At 63.3% G+C, this 6,929-nt stretch carries 7 protein-coding genes; 4 read left to right on the top strand and 3 right to left on the bottom strand.

The genetic code is table 11. The features are described from left to right. Positions 1-414 (bottom strand): iron-responsive transcriptional regulator RirA (gene rirA / locus EN879_RS18835; protein ID WP_127274171.1); only part of this gene is annotated, 414 nt, incomplete at its 3' end. A 276-nt stretch (positions 415-690) separates the two neighbouring features. Between rirA and EN879_RS18830 the strand changes: the two genes are divergently transcribed. The 3 genes from EN879_RS18830 to EN879_RS18820 all read left to right on the top strand — a co-directional run bounded on the left by EN879_RS18830 (position 691) and on the right by EN879_RS18820 (position 3,214). Beyond that, complete coding sequence (locus EN879_RS18830; RefSeq protein WP_063168163.1) at positions 691-1,986, top strand: DUF445 domain-containing protein; 1,296 nt, start codon at positions 691-693, stop codon at positions 1,984-1,986. 111 nt (positions 1,987-2,097) lie between these two features. Continuing rightward, positions 2,098-2,526 carry a phasin family protein gene (locus EN879_RS18825; protein ID WP_024503818.1) on the top strand — a complete coding sequence of 143 codons (429 nt, stop codon included), beginning with the start codon at positions 2,098-2,100 and terminating at the stop codon, positions 2,524-2,526. 190 nt (positions 2,527-2,716) lie between these two features. After that, positions 2,717-3,214, top strand: a complete 498-nt coding sequence (locus EN879_RS18820; RefSeq protein ID WP_013531248.1) for a MaoC family dehydratase — start codon at positions 2,717-2,719, stop codon at positions 3,212-3,214. 37 nt (positions 3,215-3,251) lie between these two features. On the opposite strand, the gene EN879_RS18815 is transcribed toward EN879_RS18820, so the two are convergent. Further along, entirely contained in the window at positions 3,252-4,706 is a 1,455-nt protein-coding gene (locus EN879_RS18815) for an MFS transporter (protein ID WP_063168162.1), read from the bottom strand. Positions 4,707-4,834: 128 nt separating this feature from the next. Between EN879_RS18815 and EN879_RS18810 the strand changes: the two genes are divergently transcribed. Beyond that, the gene (locus tag EN879_RS18810) at positions 4,835-5,728 is read left to right on the top strand and encodes a LysR family transcriptional regulator (protein ID WP_063170254.1); all 894 of its coding nucleotides are present in this window, start codon (positions 4,835-4,837) and stop codon (positions 5,726-5,728) included. Between the two features lie 49 nt (positions 5,729-5,777). On the opposite strand, the gene cml is transcribed toward EN879_RS18810, so the two are convergent. Further along, on the bottom strand, positions 5,778-6,929 hold a 1,152-nt coding region (gene cml, locus EN879_RS18805), incomplete at its 5' end, for a CmlA/FloR family chloramphenicol efflux MFS transporter (protein WP_206520964.1).

Raw genomic sequence — 6,929 nt, 5'->3', positions numbered from 1 at the left:
GCGTACATTCGGCCGCGCCGCTACCAGATCGGCGATCGTATAGCGGGCGAGCACTGCGAAAAACGCATTCAGGGCCTCGCGCAGCGCCGAGTTCAGCGCGCAGCTGTCGACGAGCGGGCATTCGGCGGCATCGTTCTCGAAGCATTCGGCCATGGCGAAGCTCTCTTCCGTCACGCGCACGACATCGAACAGGCTGATGGCTTCGGCCGCCCGGCCAAGCTTGACGCCGCCATTCCTGCCACGCACGGTCTGGACGAGGCCGTGCTCGACCAGCGGCTGCAGGATCTTGAACAGGAAAAGCTCCGACACAGAATAGGCGGCCGCGATCTCGGGAATACGGCTCAATCGGTCGTCATTTGCCGCGCAATACATCAAGATGCGCATGGCATAGTTGGTCTGGCGCGTAAGCCGCATATTGTCCTCACAAGGCACTGGGGCGGTGCAACCCACGCCAGATCTGGAAATTTTGCTGATGCGGCTTTGACCCGAAATTCCGGATTCGCCACATTGGCCCAGGCGGAATATGGCCTATACCTTGGAATAATTCCAGACTAGCTTGGCGCGATAGATGAATTTTCTCCTCAACTTTGTGTGCGCAGCCGGGCAAGATGCCGGGCGAAACCGGCTGTCGCGGGTATTTCGGCCGTCGGAACACTAGATAGGCTGAGATCGACGAGGAGCGGCTCACCCATGTCACAATCGGCTTCGCCCTTGACGCCGGTCCGTTTCGATGCCGAAGCGGATGCGAAGCTTTCCGCGTTGCGGCGGACGAAATTCCTCGCGGCGGCCGCGCTGGCGCTTTGCGTACTGGTGTTTGCGCTCGCCAAATCGTTCGAGCACATCCATGCGTGGCTCGGCTTCGTCGCTGCCTTTGCCGAGGCGGCGACCATCGGCGGCCTCGCCGACTGGTACGCGGTGGTGGCGCTGTTTCGAAGGCCGCTGGGGCTGCCGATCCCGCACACCGCCATTATCCCCGAGAACCAGAACCGCATCGCCGACAATCTCGGCCGCTTCATCGAGGTCAACTTTCTGGCGCCCGAACCGGTGCGTGAAAAGCTTGCCGAGGTCGATTTTTCGGCGCTGGTCGCCGATTGGCTGGCCGATACGGAGCGCGCCGCCGGCCTGTCGCGCTTCATCGTGCGGCTGGTGCCGCAGACGCTTGCGGCGATAGAGCAATCCGGCCTGCGCGGCTTCGTCACCAGCCGCATGCTCGAACAGATCGAAAAGGTGCCGCTGGCGCCGCTGGCCGCCGAACTGCTCTCGGCGCTTACCGATGATCGCCGCCATCAGAAATTGTTCGACGAATTCACCAAGGTGATCGGGCGGTTCCTCAATGACGAAAAAGCGCTGGCAACGATGCGCGAAAAAATCCGCGAGGAACTGCCGTCGCTGTTCAACCTGTTCCGCGCCGACGCCTATCTCCTGAAGAAGATCGTCGCCTCGGCGGGCTCGCTGCTCGACGAAGTGAGGGCCGATCCCGACCACCCGCTGCGCGCCGAATTCGACAGCTTCGCCCAAGGCTTCATCGATAAGCTGAGGACATCGAAACAATACGCCAAACGGGCCGAAAAGCTGAAGCGCGACTTCCTGGGCCGGCCGGAGGTCAAGGGATTGGCCGGCGACATGTGGGCAAGCCTCAGCCAGTTCATCGAGCAGGATGCCAAGGCGCCGAATTCGGTCATCCGTGCGCACCTCGCCAACATGTTCGTCGAGGTCGGCCGGCATCTTGCCGGCGATGCGCAGATCCGGGCCGACATGAACCAGGGGTTCGTGGTGGCGCTGGCGTCGTTCGTGGAGAGCCAGAAGGCCGGCGTGTCGACATTCATCGCCGACCAGGTCAAACGCTGGGACCTCGCGCAACTGACGCGGCTGATCGAGATGAACATCGGCCGGGACCTGCAGTACATCCGCTTCAACGGCATGATCATCGGCGGCCTCGCCGGTGTCGTGCTCTATGTGGCCGAGCGGCTGTTCCTCGTGAATTGATGCGCGGCCAGACTGGCGCTCATTCCTCCGCGTCCGAATGGACTCACGGCACGCGAGTGTTATTCTCCATCCGAGGGTGCCCGCATCCGCGGCAAAGGGGAGCAAACAAGCATGGCAAAACAACCGGAATCCGATTCCTTCATGGACATGTTCGGCAGGTTCGGCCGCGACCTGAAGGTGCCGAATGTCGATGTCGAGGCGATCCTCGCCCATCATCGCAAGAACCTCGAAGCGCTGGAGAAATCGGCACGAGCCGGTGCCGCCGGCGCCACCTCGCTGTTGTCCCGGCAGCGCGAGATGCTGCAGGATACGCTGCGCGAGGTCACCGATATGGCGCAAAGCTACAGGGCGCCGGGCAATCCGCAGGAACTGATGGCCAAACAGACGGAGTTTGCCAGAAAGTCCTTCGAGGCCGCGTTGAAAAATGCCGGCGAAGTGGCTGAACTGGTCAAGAAATCCGGTGCCGAATCGGTCGACATCCTGCGCACCCGCATCAAGGAGGCGATGGAGGAAATCCGCGCCGGCTACGAGAAGAAGTAGCGGATGTGGCCGGGACCGGTTCATGGCTGCCGGCCGCCCTGAAGACCGGAAAGCCCGAGTTGGCCTGCGACTGCGCCGGCGGCGTGGCACGATTGCGGCCGAAATCGACGGAACGGATTCGTGTAGAGCGAATTGACAGAGGCCGTCAGTTCGTGGTCCGGAGGCTCTGGAAGCGATCGGGAAACCAGGAATGAACGAAATACGGCCTAAAACGCCGCCTACCTACGAGCAGTTGAGGACGATGGCCGGGCTGGAACTCGGCGTGTCGGAGTGGACGACGGTCGACCAGAACCGCATCGATCAGTTCGCTGAATGCACCGGCGACCATCAATGGATTCATGTCGACCCTGAAAGGGCGCGGCGGCAAAGCCCGTTCCGCACGACGATCGCGCATGGCTATCTGACGCTGTCGATCATCGGCGCGCTGGCGCTCGGCATGGGCATCGTGCCCGAGAATACGCAGGCCGCCTTCAATTATGGCTTCGACAAAGTACGCTTCCTGGCGCCGGTCAGGGTCGGCGCCCGCATCAGACTGCGCATCACGCTGCTGTCCATGGAGGACAGGGGCCCGGGCCAGTATCTGATGAAGGCGGCCAACACGGTCGAGATCGAAGGCGAGGAAAAGCCTGCCTTGACGGCGGAAACGCTGGTCATGCTCTATGAACGCCGCAAGCGGGCAGGTGCCTGAGCCTGTTTGGAATTCTACTCTCTGAGCGGTGTGCGCGTCACGAAGCCCTGGATTCTGCGCGGCCTGTGGCGCGGGCCGAGAGCAGTGCGAGGAACAGCGCAGCCAGCGCCAGCACCGTCGCCGTCTGAAAGGTGACCTGCATTCCCCGGGCGGCGGCCTCGGAACTCAGAAGACCAATGCCTTCGTGCCCTTCGGCCGATGCGACGGCGAATATGGCGCCCATCAACGAGGCGCCGGTGATGAGCCCGAGATTGCGCGAAAGGTTGAGCAGACCGGAGACGACGCCGCGCTGACCCGCGTCAACGCCGGTCATGACGGCTGCATTGTTCGACGTCTGGAACAGCGCGTAGCCGATGCAGGTGACGGTGATCGCAACGACATAGCCGGCAATGCCGAATCTGGTCACGGCGAGCGACAGCAGGAACGTGCCTGTCGTGAGGCTGAGCAGGCCTGCGACCATCATCCTATGAGCGCCGAAGCGGTCGGTCAGGCGTCCGGCCACCAGCGCCGACAAGGTCGAGACGAGCGGGCCGGTCGACAGCACCACACCCACCATTGCAGCATCCAGCCCGAGCCCGCGCGACAGGTAGAACGGAGCCACAACCAGCGTCGCCATCATCACCGTGGCGACGACGAGGCTCATGGCGAGACTGGCACTCAGCTGGAGATCGCGGAAGCTGGCAAGCCGGATCAAGGGGTTTTTCACTCTCGCCTGCGCGGCGGCGAAAAGAAAAACGCCGGTGCCTGCGGCGATCAGCAGGCCGATGTTGAGCGTGCCGAAATTGCCTCTGCCCAGCGTCATCGCCAGCGCATAGGCGGCCAACGTCAGGGCCAGCAGGGCGGTGCCCACGACATCGAACGTGCCTCGGTCGAGCCGCGCGGTTTTATTGCGTGCCGGCAGGGCACGCCAGGCAAGAGCGAAGGTGAGCACTCCCAGCGGGACATTGACGAGGAAGATCGCCCGCCAGCCGAAGCCGGTGATCAAAAGGCCGCCGAGCGAGGGGCCAAGTGTCGTGCCGATCGCGGACATGGCGCCGAGCAGGCCCATGGCGCCGCCGATTCTGTCTTTGGTCACGGTTTCGGCGACGAAGGCCAGCGTCAGCGCCATCATCAGCGCTGCGCCAAGTCCCTGCACGGCGCGTGCGGCAATCAGCAGCCAGAGTGTCGGCGCCAGGCCGCAGAGCACCGATGCGGACGTGAACAGCGCGATGCCCCCAAGCAGCAACGGTCGGCGCCCGAACATGTCGGCCAGCCGGCCGGCGCTGACGATCAGTGTGGTGATGGCGAGGAGATAGGCCAGAACAACCCATTGCACGGCCTGGAACGTCGCGCCGAAATTCTGCATCAGCGACGGCAGCCCGACGCTGGCAATGCTGGTTCCCAGCGACGACAGCAGTGTGGCGAGCGACAGGCTTGCCAACGCCCAGCCGGCGGATTGCATCCGTGGTGGCGCCGATGTCAGCGCGTCCGGATTTTGCTCAGCGATTGCCACGGCGATCTCCTTCCATCAGTCCCACAACCGGAACTGCTGGAGATCTAGTTCCTTGGCCAATGTGGCGGAAGGCGCAGCATTTGCATCTTATTCGTGCGTTTGGCGCCATATCATGTCATGATCTGCCGATGACATCACCCGATCTCAACTTACTGTTCGCTCTCGACGTCCTGCTGACCGAAGGCAGCGTGGCGCGCGCCGCCAGCCGCCTACGCCTCAGCCCTTCGGCGATGAGCCGCACGCTGGCGCGACTGCGCCAGGCGACGGGCGATCCGCTGCTGGTTCGCGCCGGTCGAGGCCTTGTGGCTACGCCGCGTGCGGAAGAACTGCGACAGCAGGTAGGCCCTGTCGTCCAGGATGCGGAGGCGATCCTGCGCCCTGCCACCTTGCTCGATCTCCCGAACCTGGACAGGGTCTTCACGCTGCGCACCAATGAGAGCTTCGTCGAAGAGTTCGCACCTCGTCTCGTTGCCCGTATCCAGGCCGATGCGCCCGGCGTGCGGCTGCGCTTTGCACCGAAGTCCGACCGGGACGTCATGTCGCTGCGCGACGCGGCGATCGATCTGGACATAGGCGTCGCTGGCGAGACCGGCCCGGAGGTGCGCATCCAGGCGCTGCTTCGCGACCGCTTCATCGGCGCCGTGCGAACGGGCCATCCCTTGACCGAGGGCGCGGTGACGCCTGAGCGCTATGCCGCAGGCCGACACATCAGCGTTTCACGGCGTGGCCGCGAGAAAGGGCCGATCGACGAGGCTTTGAACCGGCTCGGGCTGCGGCGGACCGTCGTGTGCATGGTTTCCGGTTTCTCGGCAGCCCTTGCCATGGCCCGCACATCAGACCTGATCGCCAGCGTTCCGGAGCGGCATACCGAGGGCGCACGCGCCGGCATGCGCAGTTTTCCCCTGCCGGTTGCCACCGCGGAAGTCACTATCTCCATGCTCTGGCATCCGCGCCTCGATGCCGATCCGGCGCAACGCTGGTTGCGCGACTGTGTGCGGGAGGTGTGTGCGGCGTCGCGCTGACAACGATGAGAAGCCTGCGCCAACCGCCCAGGCTTCTCATCTGTCCAGTCTATTCGGTTTGGCGTTTCTGCAAATGCCTCAGTGCGCTTAGTGTGAGCGTCGCCATGACCGAACAGTAGGCGACCAGCGGCCACGCCGTGTCTCCGCCGAGCAGGACGACGAACAACGTGCCGAAGATGCCGACGACAAGGCTCTGGATGCAGAAGTAGAGTGCGACTGCGGTTCCCGCGACATCGCCAAACGCCTCGAGTGCACCGTTTGCGGTGACTGAGACAATGAAGACGATACCCACGGCAACGACCCACATCGGCAAGATAAATGTCGCGAAGGAGGGCTGTGCGAACAGTTGCCCCACTGCCAATAGCGCCGCGCCGAACAGCAGCATCGCCATGCCCCTGATGGCACTGCCGGCGATGCCCCAGCTTGCAATGAACCTTCTGGCGAAACGGGTGGTGACGATCATCACCAGCGCCGCGGTGGCGAAGGCTAGACTGAAGCCGAACTGTGAAAAGCCGGCGCGATCCATGAGCACCCGTGGCGCAGTCGAAAAGAACACGAAGAAGGCGCCCATGGCGGCACTGAATGCAAGCGTGTAGGTCCAGAAGGCAAGACTGGAGAGAATGGGTCGAAGCGCCATTCGCCTGGTATCGCCATTCGAGGGGCGGGTTTCGTGCCATTTCGGCCATGCGTTGAGGGTAGCTGCCGTGGCCAGGACTCCGAGCGTCAGGAAGATCGCCCGCCAGCCGAAATTGTCGGCAATCAACGCACCGGCAACCGGCCCCAACGCCGGCACGAAAGCCAACATCGAGCTGAACAGGCCGTAAATGACGGCACTTTCGGGTCTTTGCGCATAGACGTCGCGAACCGTTGCGAAGGTTGCAACGAGAATGGCGGACGCACCAATGGACTGCATGACGCGCAGGACGACGAAGACAGCGGCCAGTGAGGTGCTGGCGAGCAGAAAGGAAGCGCCTGAAAACAAAAGCGCGCCACCGATCAGCACCGGGCGCCTGCCGATCCTGTCGGAAATCGGGCCGAAGACGACTTGGCCGAGCCCAAGACAGATCATGTAGAGGCTCAGCGTCAGCTGGATGACATCAGGCGATGTCTCGAGGATCCCCGGCATCGCCGGGACAATCGGGAGGTAGATGTCCATGGCCAGCGAGGCCAGGATGTCGAAGGGCGCCATCAGCACCATGGC

Source organism: Mesorhizobium sp. M7A.F.Ca.AU.002.02.1.1 (assembly GCF_003998535.1).
Lineage (GTDB): Bacteria > Pseudomonadota > Alphaproteobacteria > Rhizobiales > Rhizobiaceae > Mesorhizobium > Mesorhizobium ciceri.
The sequence above is the reverse complement of the archived record's forward strand: the minus strand, read 5'-3'. Positions and strand labels throughout refer to the sequence as shown.

Bases quoted from the DNA above. Each gene is read 5' to 3' on its own strand.
- EN879_RS18830 (WP_063168163.1), top strand. From the start codon at position 691: ATGTCACAATCGGCTTCGCCCTTGACGCCGGTCCGTTTCGATGCCGAA.
- EN879_RS18825 (WP_024503818.1), top strand. From the start codon at position 2,098: ATGGCAAAACAACCGGAATCCGATTCCTTCATGGACATGTTCGGCAGG.
- EN879_RS18820 (WP_013531248.1), top strand. From the start codon at position 2,717: ATGAACGAAATACGGCCTAAAACGCCGCCTACCTACGAGCAGTTGAGG.
- EN879_RS18810 (WP_063170254.1), top strand. From the start codon at position 4,835: ATGACATCACCCGATCTCAACTTACTGTTCGCTCTCGACGTCCTGCTG.